The organism is Tumidithrix elongata BACA0141 (assembly GCF_036349135.1).
Taxonomy (GTDB): Bacteria; Cyanobacteriota; Cyanobacteriia; order Pseudanabaenales; family Pseudanabaenaceae; genus Tumidithrix; species Tumidithrix elongata.
In genome coordinates, this window is the sequence record NZ_JAZBJZ010000092.1 from 1 (window position 1) to 21,569 (window position 21,569).

14 protein-coding genes, 1 tRNA gene and 1 pseudogene are annotated in these 21,569 nt (G+C 45.5%); 8 read left to right on the forward strand and 8 right to left on the reverse strand.

The genetic code is table 11. The features are described from left to right. Positions 1–31: 31 nt before the first annotated feature. From V2H45_RS18680 to V2H45_RS18710, 7 genes are all read right to left on the reverse strand, one after another. Positions 32–751, reverse strand: a complete 720-nt coding sequence (locus V2H45_RS18680; protein WP_330485188.1) for an MOSC domain-containing protein — start codon at positions 749–751, stop codon at positions 32–34. A gap of 12 nt (positions 752–763) precedes the next feature. Further along, a complete protein-coding gene (locus V2H45_RS18685; RefSeq protein ID WP_330485189.1) occupies positions 764–1,981 on the reverse strand; it encodes an acetate kinase in 1,218 nt (405 codons plus the stop codon). Positions 1,982–2,075: 94 nt separating this feature from the next. Further along, on the reverse strand, positions 2,076–2,702 hold the full coding sequence (locus V2H45_RS18690; protein WP_330485190.1) for a Uma2 family endonuclease: 627 nt from the start codon (positions 2,700–2,702) through the stop codon (positions 2,076–2,078). Positions 2,703–3,026: 324 nt separating this feature from the next. Next, entirely contained in the window at positions 3,027–5,462 is a 2,436-nt protein-coding gene (locus tag V2H45_RS18695; protein ID WP_330485191.1) for a phosphoketolase family protein, read from the reverse strand. Between the two features lie 514 nt (positions 5,463–5,976). Then, positions 5,977–6,648: a carbonic anhydrase gene (locus V2H45_RS18700; protein WP_330485192.1), complete on the reverse strand. Its 672-nt coding sequence runs from the start codon at positions 6,646–6,648 to the stop codon at positions 5,977–5,979. Between the two features lie 351 nt (positions 6,649–6,999). After that, entirely contained in the window at positions 7,000–8,574 is a 1,575-nt protein-coding gene (locus tag V2H45_RS18705) for a B12-binding domain-containing radical SAM protein (protein ID WP_408648830.1), read from the reverse strand. A 211-nt stretch (positions 8,575–8,785) separates the two neighbouring features. Beyond that, positions 8,786–10,207, reverse strand: coding sequence for a WGR domain-containing protein (locus V2H45_RS18710; RefSeq protein ID WP_330485194.1), 1,422 nt, complete (start codon positions 10,205–10,207; stop codon positions 8,786–8,788). Between the two features lie 385 nt (positions 10,208–10,592). Between V2H45_RS18710 and V2H45_RS18715 the strand changes: the two genes are divergently transcribed. Together V2H45_RS18715 and V2H45_RS18720 are read left to right on the forward strand one after the other, a co-directional pair. Beyond that, positions 10,593–11,048, forward strand: coding sequence for a hypothetical protein (locus V2H45_RS18715; RefSeq protein ID WP_330485195.1), 456 nt, complete (start codon positions 10,593–10,595; stop codon positions 11,046–11,048). 306 nt (positions 11,049–11,354) lie between these two features. Then, positions 11,355–11,711 (forward strand): Fis family transcriptional regulator, encoded by a 357-nt coding sequence (locus V2H45_RS18720; protein WP_330485196.1) that lies wholly within the window; start codon positions 11,355–11,357, stop codon positions 11,709–11,711. Between the two features lie 256 nt (positions 11,712–11,967). On the opposite strand, the gene V2H45_RS18725 is transcribed toward V2H45_RS18720, so the two are convergent. Beyond that, positions 11,968–12,038 (reverse strand) — tRNA-Gly (locus V2H45_RS18725). A 321-nt stretch (positions 12,039–12,359) separates the two neighbouring features. On the opposite strand from V2H45_RS18725, the gene V2H45_RS18730 reads away from it, so the two are divergent. The 6 genes and pseudogenes from V2H45_RS18730 to V2H45_RS18755 all read left to right on the forward strand — a co-directional run. Next, the gene (locus V2H45_RS18730) at positions 12,360–13,967 is read left to right on the forward strand and encodes a CHAT domain-containing protein (protein WP_330485197.1); all 1,608 of its coding nucleotides are present in this window, start codon (positions 12,360–12,362) and stop codon (positions 13,965–13,967) included. A gap of 68 nt (positions 13,968–14,035) precedes the next feature. Continuing rightward, a complete protein-coding gene (locus V2H45_RS18735) occupies positions 14,036–15,403 on the forward strand; it encodes a dihydroorotase (protein WP_330485198.1) in 1,368 nt (455 codons plus the stop codon). Between the two features lie 66 nt (positions 15,404–15,469). Next, positions 15,470–17,815 carry a DNA helicase PcrA gene (pcrA, locus tag V2H45_RS18740; protein ID WP_330485199.1) on the forward strand — a complete coding sequence of 782 codons (2,346 nt, stop codon included), beginning with the start codon at positions 15,470–15,472 and terminating at the stop codon, positions 17,813–17,815. Positions 17,816–17,971: 156 nt separating this feature from the next. Then, positions 17,972–19,951, forward strand: coding sequence for an eCIS core domain-containing protein (locus V2H45_RS18745; RefSeq protein ID WP_330485200.1), 1,980 nt, complete (start codon positions 17,972–17,974; stop codon positions 19,949–19,951). A gap of 87 nt (positions 19,952–20,038) precedes the next feature. Further along, positions 20,039–20,221 (forward strand): hypothetical protein, encoded by a 183-nt coding sequence (locus tag V2H45_RS18750; RefSeq protein ID WP_330485201.1) that lies wholly within the window; start codon positions 20,039–20,041, stop codon positions 20,219–20,221. A 156-nt stretch (positions 20,222–20,377) separates the two neighbouring features. After that, a pseudogene (locus V2H45_RS18755) lies at positions 20,378–21,569 on the forward strand (hypothetical protein); the annotation flags it as partial.

Consider the following 21,569-nt stretch of genomic DNA (forward strand, 5'->3'; position numbering starts at 1 on the left):
GGCTTTGAACCCCCTCGAAGCATTATTTCCTCTAAGTTGAGCAATTACCAAATTTAATACCCTCATCCCGCAATCTTTGGGCTTGTTCCCGATTCAGTTGAGTCATGAGCAAACCCTCAGTAGAAATGATGCGATGGGTTGGGAGAAAATCCGAAAACTGCCTTATCCATGTTGGCAGAATCCGATAATGAGCGCGGGTTACACCAATTGCTTGAATAATTTCACGGGTTCTCACGACTTTTCCCCTCGGAATTCTCGCAACAAATTCCGTAAATCGCTCTTTGGGAATGTCAGAAAGTGGCGGGAAAGCAGTGGGAGTAATTGAAATCCGATCGCCCTTACTAACGATTCCATCTTGAATAACAATTCCCAAAAATCCTCGTTTTCCCTTGAGTTGCTTGGCTAAATTGGGGCGAATACGATCTAGATTAAAGCAAGGCTCACAGCGAAACGTAAGGCGAATAAGGGCATTGCAGGATGCATCTCCACCTTGAGAATCGGCTATTTGCAAGACCTGCCCAGAGTTAAGCGATTCGATCGCGCCATCGACCAAAATATTTTCATGCAGGTTCCCTGGTTGCAAACCGTATTGCTCTAACACAGGTTGGCTGGCTATCAAGATCTGCCGAGGACTTCCAACCTGAGCATGAATATCCCCGACAATGCCATACCCTCGCTGCAAGACAATTTGGCTCACTGGTTGGGATAAGGTACTGCGATTTGGTTTGATGAAAAGAGCGATCGCTTTCATAGCCAGCAGGAATTAATCGGCTTTGGAACTGCAATGATGCCAGCATTCTTGTGCGATCGCTAAATCTTCTTGGGTGTGAATTACTAGGATTCTGATGGTTGAGTCAGGGGTGGCAATATCTAGATTTACAGGACGATTTTTGTTCTTCTCAAGATCGAGTTTTAATCCCAAAAATTCCAGAGATTGACAGGCAAGTTCGCGCACGATCGCCGAGTTTTCACCCACGCCCGCTGTAAATACCAAAGCATCCAATCCACCCAAACTCACGAGCATGGAACCAAGGCACGATCGCAGCCGATGGATGTAGATATCTAGGGCAAGTTTTGCTCTAGGATTGCCCGTATCCATCGCGGCTAAAACCGATCGCAGATCGGCTGACACCCCAGAGATTCCTAGCAAACCAGATTCTTTATTCAACTCTTTGTCTAAGCGATCGGCGGTGTAGCCCTCCTGTCGCATCAAGTGAATTAAAATGCTGGGATCGATAGAACCAGAGCGAGAACCCATCATCAAGCCTTCTAAAGGCGTGAATCCCATCGTCGTATCAATACTTTGACCGTTGCGAATCGCAGCAAGAGAACAACCATTGCCTAAATGACAGGTAATCAACCGCAGGTCTTTAAGATCGCGATCTAAGATTTGGGCAGCTCTCTGGGCGCAATATTGGTGGCTGATCCCATGAAATCCATAGCGACGAATTCCCTTCTCTACCCAGGCATAGAGACCTGGATAGATCGCCGCTGCATCGGGAATATGACTGTGGAAAGCGGTGTCAAATACAGCAATTTGCGGGATGTCCTTCCCAAAGATGCTTTCAATCGCTTCAATACCCTCTAAGTTCGCAGGATTATGCACAGGCGCTAACACGAATAGGTCTGCGATCGCAGCTTTTACCTCGGCAGTAACGCGAACGCTCTCGCGATAATCTTGCCCCCCATGCACGACGCGATGCCCCACCACAGCAACTTCCGCAGGCAGATCGATAACTTTGGTTTTTCCTTGCCAGAGGGTTTCTAAGAGATGCGCGATCGCTTGAGTACGGGACTGCATGGGAATTTCTTCTTCCAAAACTGCCCCAGTAGCCGTTTTGACTTCAAACTCAGCAAAGCCCTGACGGCGCGTCCAGTCGATCGAGGCTTCCCATAACGGCTCGGAAATGCGATCGTCCACTACTTCATAGAGGCAGCTCTTTTGACTGCTAGAGCCAGCATTCATTACCAGTATTTTCATGGTTTATAGAAAGTTTGAGTATTTAGGAATCTTCCTTAACAGTTGGATGCTAGGCAGTTTACAATTTGGCTGAACTACAGGAAGATCGAAATCTTTAAGCGGAGATAATTTGGTCAACCGTTAGATTTAATTCTGGAAAGGTCTGAGAAACAATGCGATCGCTATTTTGGAATCGCGTGAATTGATATTTGGCTTCAGCATCTAATGTAAATATAAACACCGAAGGCTGCTTGGGATCTCCTAAATAGGTTCTACTTCCCACCGCTAAATAATCGACAATCCAATATTCAGGAATACCCAATCGTTCGTATTCGTCGAGCTTATCAATATAGTCATCTTCCCAATTTGTTGACACTACCTCCACTGCAAGCTGAATTGGTTCTCGCAATCCTCTATGGTCGAGGCGATCGCTTCGCCACACATCGCGATCGATAACACTCACGTCAGGATGCCTTCCTTGTTCTTTGCCCGCTTTATTCGTGGTTAAAACTGCAGCAACATCATTAACGACATAGTTTAACCCCAAGCGGTCAATTTCTCGATCGAAGCTTTTTAAGATTTGCCATGCGACATCATAATGCTTTCTTGTTGCTAAAATCTTGACCATCTTGCCTTCCACAAGTTCATAGCGACCATCTTCAGGGCATTGCTCCAGAAATTGCTCAAAATTTAGCTCTTGCTCCAGTTCCGATTCTAATTTTGGTTGAGTGACTGCAATCATGGGATTTTTTCAAGATGCTTTACCTGAATTATATCAAAGCTTACTTAACACATAAGTCAAGCCTATGCCTGCTGCTATGAGCATTGAGGAATTTCACGGACATGTCTACACACTTAAAGTTCTAGCGATCGTACTTAATGGAGAACCAAGTCATGAGCGAGTCCTTAAACTCGCATTTCGGTACTTAGTTCTCCATTTAGGACTCCCTTCTCGGCAGAGATCTCTGCACGCATATAGAAAAGGGAGCCTTCCAAATTTATCCCCCTTAAAAAGGGGGCTGAGGAGATCTAACATGTCCTCAGATCTTCTTAGCCTGAATTCAGGCTAGTAAGGCCACTTAAAGTTTGTGGTGTCGGGTCGATCTTCGCCATATTCATAGGCGTAGTTACGACATTGAATCTGGGCATTCTTAAACTTCTCTTTGGCATGAGCCCCAGCCACTTTAAGTTTAGGAACGCGATCGATCACATCCATGGCAATGCTAAAGCGATCGATTTGATTGTTGATTGCCAACTCCAAGGGGGTATTGATGCTGCCTTTTTCCTTATAGCCACGTACGTGCATATTGTCGTGATTGGTGCGACGGTAGGTAAGGCGGTGGATCAACCAAGGATAGGCATGGAAGTTGAAAATAATTGGCTTGTCCAGCGTGAATAAAGAGTCAAAGTCGCGATCGCTTAGACCATGGGGATGTTCAGTATCGGGTTGCAGTTTAAATAAATCCACCACATTGATAAACCGAATCTTGAGATCGGGAAACTCCTCTCTCAGCATCGCATTAGCGGCTAAAGCCTCTAGGGTTGGAATGTCGCCTGCGGTGGCTAGAACTACATCAGGCTCCACACCTTGATCGTTGCTTGCCCAATCCCAAATGCCAATGCCTTTGGTGCAATGTTCGACCGCTGCTTCCATGCTCAGGAACTGCAAGTGCAGTTGCTTATCCGCCACGATAATATTGATGTAGTTTTTGCTCTTTAGGCAGTGGTCAGCCACAGATAGCAGGGAATTAACATCAGGCGGTAAGTAGATACGAACCACATCTGGACTTTTGTTGAGGGCAAGATCTAAAAAGCCCGGATCTTGGTGAGTAAACCCATTATGATCTTGTCGCCATACGGTGGAGGTAATTAACCAGTTCAGCGAGGCAATATCGGCACGCCAAGGAATGTGATTGCAGATTTCTAGCCACTTCGCATGTTGGTTAAACATGGAATCAATCACATGCACAAAGGATTCATAGGTGGAAAAGAAACCATGGCGTCCCGTGAGCAAATATCCTTCCAGCCAACCTTCGATCGTATGCTCGCTCAACATTTCTAGGACGCGACCATTGGGAGACAATTCACCGCCATCGGCATCTTCGGACAAGTAGTCGGCAATCCAAAACTTCTTGCTAACTTCATAGATGGCATTGAGCTTGTTCGAGGTATTTTCATCGGGGCCAAACACCCGAAAATTTGTCATGTTCAACTGCATGACATCCCGTAAGAATACACCTAAGGGTTTTGTATTCTCCACTTCAATTTGAGCGGGTTTAGAAATATCGACACCATACTGACGGAAGTCTGGCATCCGCAGATCTTTTCGCAGTAGCCCCCCATTGGCTTTAGGATTGGCACTCATGCGCCGATCGCCTTTGGGGGCAAGTTCTCTCAGTTCTGGTACGAGCTTACCCGTAGCATCAAAGGCAGTTTCAGGTTTATAGCTGCGCAGCCATTGTTCCAGCATTTGTAAATGCTGGGGATTGTTGTGGATTCCTGACAGGGGTACTTGGTGCGATCGCCAAAAGCCTTCAACCTTATGTCCATCAACTGACTCGGGGCCAGTCCAACCCTTAGGGGTACGCAACACGATCATGGGATAGCGGGGTAGTTTCGCTTCTCCCGAGATACGGGCATCTTCTCGGATTTTCTTGATGTCGGCAACGCAGCGATCGAGGGTAGCTGCCATCGCTTGGTGCATACTCTCGGGATCGGAACCTTCCACAAAGTAAGGTTGATAGCCATAGCCGACAAATAGGTGCTCTAAATCCGCATGACTAATACGAGAGAGAATGGTAGGGTTGTTAATCTTGTAACCATTCAAATGCAAGATGGGTAATACAGCACCATCTCGAATTGGGTTCAAAAACTTGTTGGAATGCCATGCTGTCGCGAGGGGACCTGTTTCTGCTTCGCCATCACCCACCACCACAGCACTAATTAAATCGGGGTTATCAAAAACCGTGCCAAAGCCATGGGAAAGGCTATAACCGAGTTCTCCACCCTCATGCACCGAACCAGGGGTTTCAGGGGTACAGTGACTACCAATACCGCCGGGAAATGAGAATTGCTTAAAGAATTTCAGCATACCCTCGGCGTCTTCACTCTTATCAGGATAGACTTCTGAATAGGTTCCTTCTAGATAAATAGGGGCAAGCACCCCAGGTGCGCCGTGCCCAGGCCCTGACAGGTAGATCATATCTAGATCGTGTTTTTTGATGGCACGATTGAGATGAACCCAAATAAATGCCTGTCCTGGACTTGATCCCCAGTGTCCTAACAAACGTTTCTTCACATGCTCTTCTGTTAGGGGATCGCTTAGCAGAGGGTTATCACGCAGATAAATCATCCCTACAGCTAGATAACAGGAAGCTTGCCAATAGGCATGAATTTTGCGAAGTTCTTCGGCACTTAGCGGAGTTCCTTTAACTGTGGATCTTGCTTTTCCGTAAGCACTGATTGAGGTCGTAGCAATTGGGTTTGTAGAAGTGGCTACCATATTAATCTCTCAAGGCTATCTCAGAGTAAATTTCAAAAGACTATCCCTATTGAGCTTAGCTCTTCATTTAAGAGTTACAGCTATTCTTCTATTATAGCAACTTCTATTCAACTGAGAGAACTCTTTTTCGAGCCACCCCTAATCTTATCTTTCTTTTATGGGATTTATCGGAGGTATTAGATAAACTCCATACCATGCAAGTTAACATAAGTTCGGGGCAAAAACCCCTAAAATCAAGGCTTTTAAGTAGCTCAGCCCTATATAACCTCAAAAATATTATCCATAGAGTCCCACAGTTGAGAATGAGCAGTTGAGAAAGATATTCCATAGTTGACAGAATTCGCAATAAGGCTTGTTATTGAGAGAAGATTCCTACTTTCCCATATTGCGGTTTTCATAATTATATGGATATGATAAGATCTGGGGAAGGTTTATAGAAATGGGGATTCCATTACTTCCATTTCCTGTAAATCCCGTCCGTGTTTTCTTGAAAACTACGATATCTATAATTTTTCTAAGCTCCCAGTAAATCCGTTTCAAAAGATGGTTCGGGTAGATCGTCTAATACCTGATGTTGCGGTGGAACATAGGAATGACTGACAGAATCATAGGCAAGCACTTCGCCCGTTTCCAGATTGTAGACCCAGCCATAAATGTTTAGTCTGCCTTGAAAAAGACGCGATCGCACGATTGGATAGGTCTTTAGGTTGTCGATTTGTGTCAATACATTTTCAGCACTGGTAATTTCGAGTAGCTCTTTGTCTGTAAAATTGGTATAATTCTCTTTTACTAAGCGGCGCGTTCCTTCTGCTATTTTTAGCCATTCGTAGACAATTGGCATTTCTTCGCGTAGATGTTCGAGTTTTAATAGCCCATTCATCGCACCACAGTGCGTATGTCCGCAAACAATGATTTGCTCAATCTCAAGGGACTGAATTGCATACTCAATCGTAGCGCCTTCACCACTTAGGGTTCCGTATGGTGGAATAATATTGCCCGCATTACGCATAATAAACAACTCCCCAACTTCTGCTTGAGTCAACAGGTTGGGATCGATCCGCGAATCCGAACAGGTAATAAATAAAACCCTGGGCTTTTGCCCCATCCCCAATAACTGAAATAACTCTAAATGAGAAGGAAAATGATTATCCTTAAAGTCTCGTAAACCTCGAATTAGCTTTCGCATCGTCCATCAATACCTCAAGTAAATAGAGTCATTCTAGTTTTGACAAAGTAAGTAAGTTGTATTGGACAAATTAAACTTAACAATTAAAAAAAATGCTAAGGCTATAGCATTCCTAGTTGATTTGTATATTTCAATAATGTGCAACGATTTAGGATTGCTATAGCAATCCTAAACGAGTTATGCGTAGGGGCAATTCATGAATTGCCCCTACAGGTCTACGCAGAAAAAGACATCTCTCATGTATCAAATAGGATGGCTATATATAAATTTTAAAATCAAGGTAATACCATTTAGGGGAAACTGTGATATGGCTTTTTAAAAATCTCATGGAGCTTAGCTCCCCTAGCATAATCAGTTTAAATCGAAGCCGCTTTCAGATTTGACCTCAAGGGAGGAAGCCAGATGCTTTAACAAAGTGCTCACAGGCAAAGCACCCTGAAGATGTTGCCAAGGTAAAATGCGATCGCTTTCCCAAGTTTGATGCACATACCAATCAAGCGATGGAAGTTGGCCTCGTAATTCCTTAAAGGCGCGTTTGTACATACCATCACTGGGAACTTCACCAGCACTATAGGCATAGGCAAGCCGCAACACCAATTGTAGCCTTCGATCGCCTCTAGAAATTAAGGCTTGAATCACCGAATCTTTATAGCCCTCTGGTCGAAATTCGATCCCCTTAGGTGCTAACTGTTTTTGCAGGTATTTCAATTTCTTGTCAGCACTGGTGCTAACGGGCATCCACTGCCAAGGTGTGTGCGCTTTAGGAACAAAAGTACTACAGCCAAAGGAAATTCTAAGTTTGGGTGTGAGCTTTTTGAGAGCCTTTAACATTTCAATCGTCTGCTCGATGTCGCGATCGCATTCCTCGGGCACGCCCACCATACCGTAGAGTTTGAGAGCACTTAAGCCACCTGCTTGAGCATTCGCCGCTGCTTCGTAAATTTCATCGTTATGCAGTTTCTTGTTGATAATTTGGCGCAGTCGTTCCGAACCACTCTCCACTGCGATCGTCACGGAACGGCTATCTCGGCTGGTCAAGGTCTGCGCTAACTTCAGCGAGAGCGTATTCGTTCGTACGGAAGCCAAACTTAAGCGTACTGAGTCATACTGAGGTCGAGCGATGAAATCCAATAGGATATCAAATTCTGGATGTTGGGTAATCGAAGCTCCTAGCAAGCCCAGTCGATTGGTGACTTTGAGTCCCCGTTCGATCGCAGGAATAAGACTATCCGTAGCACTGGGCGTTCTAAATGGCAGGGTAAGATAACTGGCAAGGCAAAAGCGACACATTTCGGGACAGCTTCGCACCACTTCTACCATATAGATACTTTCCCATGCGGCTTTATCCGTTACAACCGTGGAACTAGAGAGCGTATTCCCTCGATAGGTTTGCTTTTCAACCGTGGCTGGAACCTGCGAATCGATCGGTTGAATCGCTGCGATCGCACCGTCACTTGCTTGATAGGTGACTTGATAAAAACGAGGAACATAAATACCCGCCACCTGAGCCAAGTAGAGAAGTTGCTCTTGACGATTCGCTTTTCTGACGGTTTGATAGGCAGTCAACATCTTGCCCAGTAATTCTTCGCCATCGCCCAATAGGACAAAATCAAACCAATCGGCAAAGGGTTCGGGATTGGCTGTCAGTACAGGGCCACCTCCAAATACTAAAGGATGTTCCGCTGTGCGATCGCTGGCATTAATCGGAATCCCCAAACTCGTGAGGGCATTGAGAATATTCACATAGTCCAATTCCCATGAGAATGAAAAGCCTAGAAGTTCGGGCGCTCTGGGTAGCGGTTCGTGGGTATCTGTAAACCAGCGACTAACTTCAACTTCAGGTCGCGTTGCCAAGTTTGCCCAAACCACTTGATAGCCTAGGCTGGTGATTCCCACGGTATAGGTGTTTGGGAATGCAAACACCATCGGAATTGCATCGGAATTGGAAGTAGCGCGATCGAATAGGATCTTTTCGGATTGGAAATTTGACTGAGTTAGCAAAGGTTTTTGATGCAAGCTGAATACGAAACTTACCCACTAGTCATTTTACTTGATTTACAGAATAACTGTCTTAAATCGTTAGTCCTTAACCCGAATTCACGTTATTTGAATACAAATCAAGGATAGCGATATGCAGTTAAACCAGCTTTTTGATATCACCTAAGGCACGGTAAAAGCCACCACTTGCGGATTCGCGAATTTCGTCAACTAGATAACGAACGCCCGCCTCGCGAATGTCTTTAGGGAATTGCACTTTCCAGTTCTGGTTATAACCTTCAGAAATTACACGCATTCTCAAGTTACTTCCTTCTTGGAAACATTCTAGCAAAACGCCTCGACTGCTATCCGAAGTGGTTTCTAACGTTGTAGAAGGTAAAACATCATTCAGGTTTGGCGCTTTGATATTGACCGCTTGGGCGTAAGTTCCAGCTTGAGCTGCTTGAATAGCAGTTTCACTTGCATCAATGCAAGCAAAAGAACCATCCGTTGTGACAATATACAGTCGTCCATTAAAGAACTGCATCGAATAAGCAGAGCCACAACCCGTTCCCAATTTCCAGAGGCGATCGCCACCGCGATTAAAACAATAAATAGAAGAATAGTTGTCGCCAGCAAATACATATTCACCATCCCCTGCAGCGGCACAGGAATAAATGGCAGCATCGCATCGATAAACCGTACTGACTTCACCTTTTTTGGTAAAACTTTGGACTTGATGGTTGGAAGTTCCGACATAGAGCATGGACTCCTCTTGCCAGCCAAATAGAACTGCTCCATTCGTTGGCTGGTTCCAGATTGTCTGTCCATCTTCCCAGTCATACATGGTCACACCATCCGTATGTCCGTGATAGATACCAATCTCGTCGCAACGTACCATCCAGCCAGCACTTCCAGTACTACGTTTCGACCATTTTGACTCATCTTCATGATTGATTGTGGTAATGCCACCATCTCGATCGGAGACACCTAAAATACCGTCGCTGATATCGAGCCAAAAAATATCGACATCTCGGGCAATCTCATAGGCAACGCGAGGGACTTTTCCACCTAGATCGTAGACCTTGCCATCATCACAGCCTGCATACAGCCAATCGCGATCGCTGACGATACATTTCACACCATCAGGAAGTTTGAACTGATTTGTCACCTGCCCCTCGTGGGTGAGGGTATAGATCCGCCCATCTTGATTCCCTACCCAGCAGCCTATTTCATCGGCAAATACACCAAAGGCAGATGCCCCAGTAGCAAACTTCCATAGCACAGGAGATTGTTTTGCAGTCGATTTGCTGCTGGTAATTTGACGTCGAGTGACTGCGCGTTTCTGCCGTTCACCCATGACGGCAGGCTCATAGCCCTTACGCTTCTTTTCGTTTAGTTTTTTGGTGGCTTCGGCGAGAGCTTTTTCAGGTGTGGCAAAAGTAGAGACTTTGGTTTGTCCGCGATCGCCTATACGACCATAGCGAATCGATACCTCGACACCATTAACAATTACTTCATAAAACTTATGAGAACCACTATCGCCTTCGGATAGTTCCAAGTATGTTTTCTGTTCAGACATAGGAGATCGACTGGCAGTTTTATTTACTCCAGACTAATCTAATCTCTACATATATTCAAGGGCATGTGGTTTTATAGCTTCAGCGATCGCACTCATGAAGCCTTGAAACATCTTTCTCTAGGAAGATATATAAGTTGTTTTGTATGCTAGTTAATCAACTTGCACATCAAATCAACCATGGTTCTGTCATTGTGAAAGGGTGCGAGGAGAAACCCATCTGATTGAACCATATTTTAGGGATTTAAGGCTATGCAAAAACTTGTTCTAACTTGCTTTCGATCGCTTCAGCAACATCAGTCATGTCAGCCAATGCAGAGACTATATAGACAGCGCTACTCCTCAGGTAGTTGAAAATATTTCTGGGAATATTGTTACCTTCAAAAATGTGAGTGGAGAATCTCACAATTACTATGTTCCTACTTGGATGATTGAAAAATACGATCTGAAGGTAAGTTCTTCGACTTATCTCTACAATCGTAATATCGTTCAGGGCATCTATCATAATCGCTATATTAATGAGATAAGCCCCGGTTTACTTGATATGGATGCTTTTGCAATTCATGAAACCCTAAGAAACTGTAGAAGATTTGACAACCCCGAAAGCGAAGGTTTAGGCTCGGGCAAGCATGTTTGGTATAAGACGGAAGGCTGCCCTTCAATGATTCCAATTGTGGGAGCAATGGATGTTTCTCAACCCAAAACGGTTGCGTTTGTAGACACAACTCCTACACCAACTCCTATGAACTCTACAACTTTTACAACCTCTACAACCCCTATAAACTCGACAACTCCTACGCCAGAAGTTGTCAACGAACAAGCTCCAGTTCGGGGTCTATGGTAAGAATGTTTTCAAATAGGTAGCGAGGGGTCAGCACAGGATTTAGCAATGGAGGCAAACCGTGAGAAGTCTAAACTCTTTAATCGGAAACCGTTTGAGTTTTTTGGCGAAAACTAATTCCCGTTTTCTGTGGTGACTCCAAGAATAGTGAATACCATACCCAATCCCAGTCGAAGAGGGTATTTTTTTGTCCAAAAGTCCTTAAACACAAACTCAAAATCATGTTGATTGAATTATTCGTATCCTCTTTCACAATTGGCGATCGCGGAAAAGTTGCATTTTGTACCAAAAAAGGTACAATAGGGGCGTATGAATGAAAAACGAGTACCTACGACGAATAATCCCAATATTGGTTCTTATTTTGATGATTTGCTAGAGGAAGATGGGGTCTTAGCTGAAGTTAATGCTGTGGCTCTCAAGCGAGTTCTTGCATGGCAGGTTCTCTTAGAGATGAAAAAGAAGGGCTTGAGTAAATCCCAAATGGCAGTTGCAATGAGTACGAGTAGAACTTCACTTGACAGGCTTCTCGATCCTGAAAATACATCTGTCACTCTTAAAACAATGGATCGCGCAGCGGCAATTTTGGGTAAGCGGTTGCGAATAGAGTTAGTTGACATTCAAAAACCTGATGTTGAATCGGTCAGTCAAAGCATGAGCAAATATTAGAACAATAGTCAAAAAATCACAAAGAATTGATCAAACTGATTTCCCCGATCAATTGAGTAAAACAGGGTGTCATCATGGTGTTGGAACTGGTTTCGATGGTAGCTTAGAAACTGTCGAGAAAGAATAGTTTCTCACATTAACTTTGTATCTAGGATGAGATTCTCGATGGGTGAAGGTTTCTTTAGTTAAAAGCTTCTCAAGTTACACAGTCTGTTGTAAGTGAGAAATTAAGCAGGTTAGGTAAAAGCTCTTAGAAAGCGGGTGGAGGGAATCGAACCCTCAACTAAAGCTTGGGAAGCTTTCGTTTTGCCACTAAACTACACCCGCGTATAATTGAATTTTACAGCAAAACATTGGTTCAGTCTGCCGCGATCGCCTAAAAATTTTGTGAAGACTTTTGTGAGATTACACTTAGGACAGGACACAACCTTGAGCCTTAATTAAAGTCCTAACGCTGGCTGAGCAGACGTATTGGCTTTGAAACCGATCGCAAATCCGAACTTTTCTGGCTGCATTGCGTCAATAAACTTTAGCTTATCCTGATTTCTGGGCTGCAAAAATATCGCTGTCTTACCCGACCTCGTATAGATAAAGAAGCTCAAAAATCATCTACATGTAAGCTGGTATTTAATTCGCCCTTACAAACCTATGATTACTTCTTTTTTTAAAATACCAACGATTCTCTTGAGCGTATTTATACTTGGGTTAAGCTTTGCGAATCCAGCGCGATCGCAGAACTCTAGAACGCCAGGGATGAATTATCCCGAAACTCAGCCCCATACGCAGCCATCATCCCCAAGGGGCATCGATCCCCTCTTTATCCTCAATTTGATTGATGGGCTGAGTCGTTCGGGTGGCTCGGAAACCAAAGTCGATCTATCCCCCGATCTCGCCGAAATTCGAGGAAGAATCTCGCGGCTTTATATTCTGTTAGCTCGGCAGTACCTATTGCAAAACCAAATACCCGCTGCCTGTAGCGCCCTCGACAAAGCTCACATTGCCGAACTCGAAGCTTATCTACAAAAGCGCTTGCGATCGCGGCAACCTGACTCGACCGATTGTTATGGATCTCAGCTTCAGAAAATTTCTCAGCTTACGGGCAGCCCGACAGCTTTGATCTATGCGACCACTTCTAAAGATGGGCTAGACCTGATCTTCGTGCCACCTTCGGGTAGTTCCGCGCCCATCAGTTCCTCCTTTAGCTCATACATTAGTTCATCCATGAGTTCGTTACAGAAAAGCGATGAAGAGAAAAGCGATAAAACCAAACAGTCTTCTACCCAGCCTTCTCGTCAAGTGGTGAATCGTGCTACTACGGCAGAAATGGATGCGGTAATTCAAGAATTTCGCAGCAATCTTCGCGATGCCAGTTCCTATGACTTTTTACCGCAGGCACAGCAGTTATACGATTGGATCGTGCGCCCGATGGAACCAGAACTCGAAAAGGCTCACATCAAAACCCTCGTGTTTGTGATGAATGGAAACCTGCGGATTATTCCTCCTGCCGCACTACATGATGGCAAACAGTTTCTGATCGAAAAATACGCGATCGCTTCTGTTCCTACACCGCAACTCGCCGATCTGCAACGGAGCGATCGCAGTCGCAACCTTCAAGTCTTAGCCATGGGCTTGTCGGAATCCGTACAGGGCTGGCAACCCTTACCTGCAACCAAAATCGAGGTCGAAGCGATCGCGGCGCAGGTTTTATCGGGTTCTTCTTTCCTCAACAGTGGGTTCACGATTGATAACTTGCAGTCTCAAGTTAGTGACAAAAAATATGGAATCGTCCATCTCGCCACCCATGCCAAGTTTGTCGGTCAATCACCAAATGAATCATTCGTGCAATTTTGGAACGATCGCCTCACGATCAACCGTTTGGCAAGCCTGCAACTCTCTATGAATATTCTTACCCTGAGTGCTTGCGAAACTGCCGTGGGAGAAAATCTAGGACTGGCAGGGGTAGCTGTCAGTGCTGGCGCAGAAACCGTCGTGGCTTCGCTTTGGTCGGTGAGCGATGCGGGTACGGCTCCCTTAATGATTAGCTTTTACAGCCAACTTCGCCAAGCTCCCAGTAAAGCGATCGCCTTGCAACAGGCACAGCTTCAACTCTTGCGGGGTGAGATCAAAATTGAGAAGGGTAAGATTATCGGAATTAAGGGATTCCCTGCGATTCCATTCTTAGATAGTGCCAATGGTGTGGATTTGAAACATCCCTACTTCTGGTCTTCGTTCACCATGATCGGTAACTGGTTTTAACGGCTGGTTTTAACGGCGATAGTTCTATAATTTGATCTGTATCTGACCTTTACACATCATCTTTACCCTTGAGCGTACTAATCCGTCAAAGCCAAATCCTCCTACCGAATGGTGAATTTTTTCTGGGCGATCTGCTGGTCGAGCATGGCAAAATTGCCGCGATCGCCGCCCAAATCCCCCGCGATCGGGCTGAAACCGTCATCGAAGGCGAGGGCTTGACGCTGTTGCCGGGGGCGATCGATCCCCAAGTACATTTCCGCGAGCCGGGATTAGAGCATAAAGAAGACCTGTTTACTGCCAGTTGTGCCTGTGCTAAAGGCGGCGTGACCAGTTTTTTAGAAATGCCCAATACCCGCCCCTTGACGATTAGCCAAGCCGCTTTGAATGACAAGCTCGATCGCGCCGCGCAAAAATGCGTGGTCAACTATGGTTTCTTTATTGGGGCAACCGCGAATAATTTGACGGAGTTGCTAGAGGCACACCCCACCTGCGGCATCAAAATCTTTATGGGCTCCATGCATGGCGATCTGCTGATCGACCAAGAGGAACTTTTAGAGAAAATCTTTGCGAATGGTTCGCGCCTGATCGCCGTTCATGCCGAAGACCAAGCCCGTATTGCCCAACGCCGCCAAGAATTTGCAGGCAGCAAAGATCCAGCACTGCACTCGATAATTCAAGACAATCAAGCTGCGCTCAATGCAACGCAGTTAGCTGTAAAGCTTTCTAAAAAATATCAGCGGCGTTTGCACATCCTGCATATGTCCACAGGTGAAGAAGCGGAGTTTTTACGCCAAGATAAGCCTGCATGGGTGACCGCCGAGGTGACACCGCAGCATTTATTGCTGAATATCAGTGCCTATGAAAAAATAGGTTCCTTCGCCCAAATGAATCCACCCTTGCGATCGCCCCGCGATCAAGAAATCCTGTGGCAAGCCCTATTAGATGGCGTGATTGACTTTATCGCGACGGATCACGCGCCCCATACCCTAGCCGAAAAAGGACAGGCAAGCGATCGGGATCTTACTGCCTCATCTGAAAAATCCTCTGAGGGGACAGTGTTTTTAGAGCCTGCGACAGTGCCATCAGGAATGCCGGGGGTCGAAACCTCCATGCCCCTGATGCTGACAGAAGCGATGAAAGGACGCTGCACCGTAGCGCAGGTGAGCCGTTGGATGAGTGGTAATGTTGCCAAAGCTTACAAAATTCCCCATAAAGGCGAAATTCGTGAGGGTTGGGATGCTGACTTGGTACTGGTTGACCTCAAAACCTATAGACCTGTGCTGCGCGAGGAACTGTTGACCAAATGCGGTTGGAGTTCCTTTGAAGGCTGGAACCTAACGGGCTGGGCGGTGACAACCTTGGTGAACGGTCAGGTGGTGTTTGCTAATGGTAAGGTAAACACAGAAGTTAGAGGGCAAGCTTTACAGTTTGGTTAACCAAGGCAAAGATAGGCAGGGCGATCGCCCTGTAAGGATACAAATATTGAAAGCAAGCAACGCGTCATGACCAACTTTCTCAAACATCTCAATTCATTTCAACAAAAGGCGGCAAGTCACACCGAAGGTCCCCTACTCGTGGTCGCAGGTGCAGGTTCTGGAAAAACTCGCACCCTCACCTATCGCATTGCCAACTTACTTTTGAACCACCAAGTTGCCCCCGAACAAATCCTGGCTGTTACCTTCACGAATAAAGCTGCCAAAGAAATGAACGAACGGGTGGAAGCATTACTAGTACAGGAACTGGCTATTCCTGAATTTGGTCACCCTCTATCCGAACTCTCAGAATTGCAGCAACGCAAACTCAAGTCTAAAGTTCGCAAAAAATATATCAATAGCTATGCGATCGATGGTTTGTGGGTGGGAACCTTCCATAGCATGTGCTGCCGCATTCTCCGTTTAGAGATTGATAAGTATGTCGATCATAAAGGACGGAAGTGGCAAAAGAACTTCTCCATCTATGACGATTCTGATACGCAGGCTTTGGTTAAAGAGATTGCCACCAAACAACTCAATCTCGATGAAAAGAAATACGAACCGCGATCGCTAAGGTATGCGATCGGTAATGCCAAAAACAAAGGCTGGTCGCCGCAGCAATTGGAAATTAACGAACCGACACTGCGAGGGCGCACGATCGCGCGCGTATACGAAGTTTATCAAGATCGGTTAGCGGCAAACAATGCTCTCGATTTTGACGATTTGCTCTTCATTCCCGTGCGATTGTTCGAGCAAAATGCCGAAGTTCTGAACTATTGGCACGATCGCTTCAAGCATATTCTTGTGGATGAATACCAAGATACGAATCGCACCCAGTACGATCTAATTCGCTTGCTGACAACGAATAATCTGCCATCAAAATGGGATAAGCGCTCGGTATTTGTCGTGGGCGATGCCGATCAATCGATTTACAGTTTTCGCGCTGCCGATTTCACGATCCTAATGGAATTTCAGCAAGCCTTTGGCGATCGCTTGCCCGACGATCGCACGGGAACCATGATCAAGCTAGAGGAAAACTATCGCTCCGTAGCCAATATTCTCACCGCAGCCAACCAACTAATTGAGAACAACAGCCAACGCATTGATAAAGTTTTGCGTGCTACCCGCGCCGATGGCGACCTGATCAAGCTCTTTCGCGCCGAGGATGAAATCGAAGAAGCCCAATATGTGATCGACCAGATTCGCACCGTGCAAAGTCAAGTTCCAGACTGCCACTGGGGACATTTTGCCATTCTCTATCGCACCAATGCCCAATCGCGTGTCTTTGAGGATGTGCTGGTGCGTTTGAGCATTCCCCATAAAGTCGTGGGCGGTCAGCGGTTCTACGATCGCAAAGAGATTAAAGACTTACTTGCCTATCTGCGCCTCTTGGCAAATCCTGCCGATAATGTCAGCCTCATGCGGATTATTAACGTACCTCGACGGGGTATTGGCGCGACCACCCTCGATCGCCTCAGCGAAGCGGCTCAAGCCCTATCCGTTCCTGTTTGGGAGATTCTCAGCGATGAGACTACGGCTAAGACCTTGGCGGGGAGGTCGTCTAAGGGTGTGTTAGCCTTTGCCGAGCTAATCCAAAAATGGCGATCGCTGATTCCAGTCAAAACCTCCGCCGAAATTATCGAAGGCATCATGACAGAGTCGGGCTATATTGCCGAATTGCAGGAACAAGGCACGGATGAAGCCAGCGATCGCCTCAGTAACTTAAAGGAACTCTATAACGCCGCGCTCCAATTTGCCGAAGAGAATGAAGATGCTTCTCTCGAAGGCTTCTTAGCCAGTGCGGCACTGTCCTCTAGCTTGGATGAATCTTCGGAAGAAGAGCATAAAGTTACGCTCATGACCCTCCATGGAGCCAAGGGATTGGAATTCCCCATCGTGTTCTTAGTCGGCTTAGAGCAGGGGCTCTTCCCTAGCTTCCGTTCGCTCAACGACCCCATGGCTCTCGAAGAAGAACGCCGCCTCATGTATGTCGGTATTACCCGCGCCCAAGAGCAACTCTATCTCTGTCACGCCCATGCGCGTCGTCTCTATGGCAACCGCGAATCCGCCGTTCCTTCTCAATTCCTCTCTGAGATTCCCAAGGATCTGCTTAAAGGAAAAGGCAGCGACAGACTTCCCACCTACAAACGCACTGAAAAGATTGCAACGACTCCCAAGGCTTCCTTTACACCCGTGACGCGATCGCAGGTTGTGGTGAATTGGAAAGTCGGCGATCGGGTGCGTCATGACAAATTTGGCGATGGAAAAGTCACAAACCTATTGGGAGAAGGCAGCAAGATGTTCTTAGCTGTAGCTTTTCCTGGTCAAGGCAAAAAGATTCTCGACCCCAAACTCGCCCCGATCGAGCGAATTTAGAATGGTTGGATTGAGGTGAAATTGAACGTCAAATCAAATATATAGTTTATAAAATCGGCTTGATTAAATAAAACAGCTAGTGTTAGAGTACATAGTAGGTAGGCGATTTCATCTCCCTTTGCTTGCCATTGCTATGTAGTTTTGGAGGTCTAGCTTGTGAGACGATATCGTATATCTGCTAAAAAACAGGCTCGCCAAGATCGAGAAAGCCAGCCGTCCTTCACGAATAACACCTTACAGATGCGACCCTTTGCCCCACCACAAGAGTCGCAAGTCCAACCTCCGTCAGAAGATCGAACGGCAGAGTTGGGTCATCGCTTAGAAAATATTTCCTTTCAGCCACGCCCACAGGTAGATATCATGGCAAGAAAGTGGGAGGGCATCAGAGCTGCTTATCAGGCAAAACAGGTTCAGGCTAAGTTAGCGATCGGGGCTGTGGGTGACAAATACGAGCAAGAAGCCGACCAAGTGGCATCGCAAGTCGTGCAAACCATTAACACTCCTGAAAACGTTCAGCGCGAGGACGAAGAACAAGTCCAGACCAAACCTCTTGAATCCATTCAACGTGAGGAAGCACCAGAGGAGGAAGACGAAACATTACAAATGAAACCTCTCTCTAATTCCATCCAACGAGAGGAAGCGCCAGAGGAGGAGGACGAAGAATTGCAAATGAAACCAATGCTTCAACGGCGGGAGGCAGTTGATGGTGGGGATGCCTCTGAGGAATTAGAAGGCTCGATTCAGCAGGCAAAGAGTAGCGGTCAGCCTTTAGATCCCAAGCTGCAAGCAAAGATGGGTCAGGCGATGGGAGCAGATTTTAGTAGCGTAAAGGTACATACAGATTCGCAATCTGACCAATTAAATCAATCCATCCAAGCGAAAGCATTTACGACGGGGCGAGATGTATTCTTTCGACAGGGAGCCTACGATCCAAATAGTCGAAATGGACAAGAGTTGATTGCTCATGAGTTAACCCATGTGGTGCAGCAGAGATCGCATCAGTCACCAAAGTCTGTACAGCAAGATCAAGTGGCTATTGCAAAAGCTCAAACAGTTACCTCGATACAGCGCAAGGTATTCATTGGTGTCAATTATGAGGAACTCGAGAACTCAGAACATGAAAAGGAAAATACTCTTTGCAACGATGAAGTTGTGCGTCGGTTTAAGGATCGAGATGAATTTCAAACTTATGCGCAAAATCCAAAGAGTGTTGAAGGGATTGGTCTGCTTGGCGGTAAAACATGGATTCGCCTACCTGAGAAAATGCTGGTAATGGGAGAGGATCACAGTAATACGGAGGGTCCCAATATCATTAAGAGCACAAACATCAAAAAATTTCGGTATGAAGGGATAGTCGAACACGACGAATCGAATAACAAAAATGAACTGGAGAAGGATTCCAAGGAAGAGATTCTATTCAAACGCGGGATCGGCGACAAAGAAGGCAATACAAATTACGCTGCAGAGAATGCTTACGCGCGTTATGCACGAGGACTTGCGGACATCTTAGAGATTGTAAAGGCTCAGGAAAAACACAAAGAAAGTACAGACGATCTCATATTAAAGGGATATCACATCAAGCCAGAAAACTATTTGCGTGAAGGGCAGCTAGTAACTCGACTAGTTCCATATCTTCTCTATGCCTTAAAGTACTGCCTTTCAAGTACAGAGACTAGTCTAAAGAAGTTCTCAAAAGATTACAATGATAAGTTACTTACTTCAATTGAAATATTAGAGAAGCGAGAAAAAGATAGACTCCCAAATCTGAGCAAACTTAAGATTGCACCTCATCTCGACGAACTAACCAAATTGTTTGAAGAGAAAGCACAAGAAAAGACAGGACTGGATACATGGTGGAAACGCTATCAGTGGAAAAAGAAACTAAATACAAAGAAAGAAGCAAAAGTTACAATTGGCAAAAGAGCGAAAGAGGATGACTATTTAAGAGATAAATCGATGTATGACACAATGATTGAGGCGAGCAAAAATGAATATAGACTGTTCGTCATAGGTGAAGGTCATCGCAAAAAATTAGTACCACTTCTCGAGAAAGAAAGTATAGAGTCAAAGGAACAAGATGAATATCTAAAGGAGGAGAAAGAAAAGAACGAGAATGCATTGAAAATGAAGAATTGACTCGATCGTTAACTTCTAGCATCTCACCGAAAGAATGAGGATTGAGATGTTTGAGGCGATACTTCACTCAAGACTTCCTTTAAGCGCGTGACGCGATCGCAGGTTGTGGTGAATTGGCAAGTTGGCGATCGGGTGCGGCATGACAAATTTGGCGATGGCAAGGTCACAAACCTACTGGGCGAAGGCAACAAGATGTTTTTGGCTGTGGCTTTTCCCGGCCAAGGCAAAAAGATTCTCGACCCCAAACTCGCCCCGATCGAGCGAATTTAGTTGGTTTGACTTGCCCTGCGATTGCGGAGCAAGCCCCATGAACTTTCACGAAAAAGGTTTGCTCAAAAAAGTTTGCTAGCCTTAAAATGTAAAGTAGGTTAGAGATTTTTGATTACCATTGCTTAGCTTTATCGTGTAGTTTTGGAGATAAAACCCGTGGGACGATATCGTACATCTGCCAAGAAACAGGCTCGCCAAGATCGAGAAAGCCAGCCGTCCTTCACGGTTAACACCCTACAGATGCGACCCTTTGCCCCACCACAAGAGTCGCAAGCCCAACCTCAGGCAGAAGAGCAAACGGCAGAGTTGGGTCATCGCTTAGAAAATATTTCCTTTCAGCCACGCCCACAGGTAGATATCATGGCAAGAAAGTGGGAGGGCATCAGAGCTGCTTATCAGGCAAAACAGGTTCAGGCTAAGTTAGCGATCGGGGCTGTGGGTGACAAATACGAGCAAGAAGCCGACCAAGTGGCATCGCAAGTCGTGCAAACCATTAACACTCCTGAAAACGTTCAGCGCGAGGACGAAGAACAAGTCCAGACCAAACCTCTTGAATCCATTCAACGTGAGGAAGCACCAGAGGAGGAAGACGAAACATTACAAATGAAACCTCTCTCTAATTCCATCCAACGGGAGGAGGCTCCAGAAGAGGAGGAAGAGTTACAAATGAAGCCTCTTTCTAATTCTATTTCCATTCAACGTGTAATGGACTTTTCATCGACAGATCTCGGTGGGAAGAGATCAAAGTCAGCCAAGGTTGCCAAATTTTTTGGTAAAGAGAGCACTTTTAACAAAATTCGCGCATTGCTGAAAAAATATGAGATGAGCGACAATGCAAATCAGCAATACAGCATCATGATGCAGCTTAAACCATTGGTAATGTCATGGTTGAGTAAGCACCCAATTAAGACCAAGAACGATAAAGTCAAAAAAGATAGCCTTTTGAGTTTGCTCAAAGCTATTATCACTGAGATAAAGAATGTCGAATCCAAAAACAAAAATTTGACCGAAGATCAAAATTCTGTGAGTTCAGAGTCTTCAGTTTCCTCTAGCTCAGTTTCTACTGCCCCTGCAAATGCGATCGAACAAGAGAAAGTTACATTGGATAACATCGCTTCTAACAATCTAAACGAAAATGTTGACGAAGGAGACGAAGATAGTTCGACTTTGCAGGATGAAGTTCCCGTTCCCTATTTGACAAACGCAAATGACAGATATCCTGTCAATAACAATAATGAGGGTTTACGAGGAGAAGAAGTTCCCGTTCCCTATTTGACAAACGCAAATGACAGATATCCTGTCAATAACAATAATGAGGGTTTACGAGGAGAAGAAGTTCCCGTTCCCT

Excerpts from the sequence above, each read along its gene's own strand:
- V2H45_RS18710 (WP_330485194.1), bottom strand. The coding sequence starts at position 10,207 with ATGTCTGAACAGAAAACATACTTGGAACTATCCGAAGGCGATAGTGGT.
- V2H45_RS18730 (WP_330485197.1), top strand. The coding sequence starts at position 12,360 with ATGATTACTTCTTTTTTTAAAATACCAACGATTCTCTTGAGCGTATTT.
- V2H45_RS18680 (WP_330485188.1), bottom strand. The coding sequence starts at position 751 with ATGAAAGCGATCGCTCTTTTCATCAAACCAAATCGCAGTACCTTATCC.
- V2H45_RS18720 (WP_330485196.1), top strand. The coding sequence starts at position 11,355 with ATGAATGAAAAACGAGTACCTACGACGAATAATCCCAATATTGGTTCT.
- pcrA (WP_330485199.1), top strand. The coding sequence starts at position 15,470 with ATGACCAACTTTCTCAAACATCTCAATTCATTTCAACAAAAGGCGGCA.
- V2H45_RS18705 (WP_408648830.1), bottom strand. The coding sequence starts at position 8,574 with ATGGTGTTTGCATTCCCAAACACCTATACCGTGGGAATCACCAGCCTA.
- V2H45_RS18685 (WP_330485189.1), bottom strand. The coding sequence starts at position 1,981 with ATGAAAATACTGGTAATGAATGCTGGCTCTAGCAGTCAAAAGAGCTGC.
- V2H45_RS18690 (WP_330485190.1), bottom strand. The coding sequence starts at position 2,702 with ATGATTGCAGTCACTCAACCAAAATTAGAATCGGAACTGGAGCAAGAG.
- V2H45_RS18695 (WP_330485191.1), bottom strand. The coding sequence starts at position 5,462 with ATGGTAGCCACTTCTACAAACCCAATTGCTACGACCTCAATCAGTGCT.
- V2H45_RS18700 (WP_330485192.1), bottom strand. The coding sequence starts at position 6,648 with ATGCGAAAGCTAATTCGAGGTTTACGAGACTTTAAGGATAATCATTTT.